We start from the raw sequence: 1371 nt of genomic DNA, 5'->3' as shown, positions 1-1371 counted from the left end.
TTCTGGTGTGGGGGCGTCGGGTGTGGTTTCTGGGTGTGTGGTTGGTGGGCGTGTGGCGTTTTTGTTTACCGGGCAGGGTGCTCAGCGGGTGGGTATGGGGCGTGAGTTGTATGGGGCGTTCCCGGTGTTTGCTTCTGCTTTGGATGAGGTGTGCTCGGTTCTGGACGAGTGGACCGAGTTTCCGGTGCGGGATGTTTTGTTTGGTGATGCGGTGGGTTTGATCGATCGTACGGGTTGTACGCAGGTGGCGTTGTTCGCTGTTGAGGTTGCGCTTTTCCGTTTGGTGGAGTCGTGGGGTTTGCGGCCTGATTTTGTGGCGGGTCATTCGGTTGGTGAGTTGGCTGCTGCGTATGTGGCTGGTGTGTTGTCTCTGGGTGATGCTGCTCGGTTGGTGGCGGCGCGGGGGCGGTTGATGGAGGCGTTGCCGGAGGGTGGTGCGATGGCGGCGTTGGAGGCGTCTGTGGAGCAGGCGGTCGAGTTGATCGGTGGGCGGGGCGATGTGGTGTCGATCGCTGCTGTCAATGGTCCGGCTTCTGTCGTCATTTCCGGTGTCGGGGTGGTTGTGGAGGAGATTGTGGAGGTGTGGAGGGCGGCTGGTCGTCGTGCGCGTCGTTTGACGGTGTCGCATGCTTTCCATTCACCTTTGATGGAGCCTATGTTGGCTGATTTTGCGGCGGTGGCGGATGGGTTGGAGTATCGCCGGCCGCGGATTCCGGTGGTGTCGAATGTTTCCGGTGAGTTGGTGTCGTCGTTTGATGCTGGTTATTGGGTTCGGCATGTTCGTGAGTCGGTTCGTTTTGCTGATGGTGTGCGGTTCCTGGCTGGTCAGGGTGTGACGGCGTTTGTGGAGCTCGGTCCCGATGGTGTGTTGTCGGGGATGGGGCGGAGTTGTCTGCCGGATGAGGAGGGGGTGCTTTTCGTTCCGGTGCTGCGTAAGGGCCGGGATGAGGTTCGTGCTCTGACTGCTGCGGTGGCGCAGGTTCATGCCCATGGTGTGGTGCTGGATTGGTCGGCGGTGTTCGCCGGGCGTGGTGCCCGTCGTGTGGATCTGCCCACGTATGCCTTCGAGCACGAACACTTCTGGCTGAAGTCGGCTGCTCCGTTGGGTGATGTCACTGCTGCGGGTCTTGATGCGCCTGGTCATCCGCTCTTGGGTGCGTCGGTGGCGTTGCCGGATTCGGACGGTGTGGTTCTGACGGGTCGGTTGTCGTTGCGGACGCATCCGTGGTTGGCGGATCACACTGTCATGGGCAGTGTTCTGCTTCCTGGTACGGCGTTCGTGGAACTCGCCCTGCGGGCGGGGGATGAGGTCGGCTGTGATCTGGTCGACGAGCTCACCCTTGCCGCCCCCCTGGTCCTGCCCGAGCACGG

General features: G+C 61.7%; 1 protein-coding gene. It reads left to right on the top strand.

The annotated features are described in order from the left end of the window. Window positions 1-52: 52 nt before the first annotated feature. On the top strand, window positions 53-1371 hold a 1319-nt coding region (locus tag ACFXOM_RS35580; RefSeq protein ID WP_385041649.1), incomplete at its 3' end, for an acyltransferase domain-containing protein.

The sequence above is a fragment of the Streptomyces sp. NPDC059169 genome (assembly GCF_042755225.1).
Classification (GTDB): Bacteria; Actinomycetota; Actinomycetes; order Streptomycetales; family Streptomycetaceae; genus Streptomyces.
Note: the sequence above shows the minus strand (reverse complement) of the source record. Positions and strands in the feature narration are given on the sequence as shown.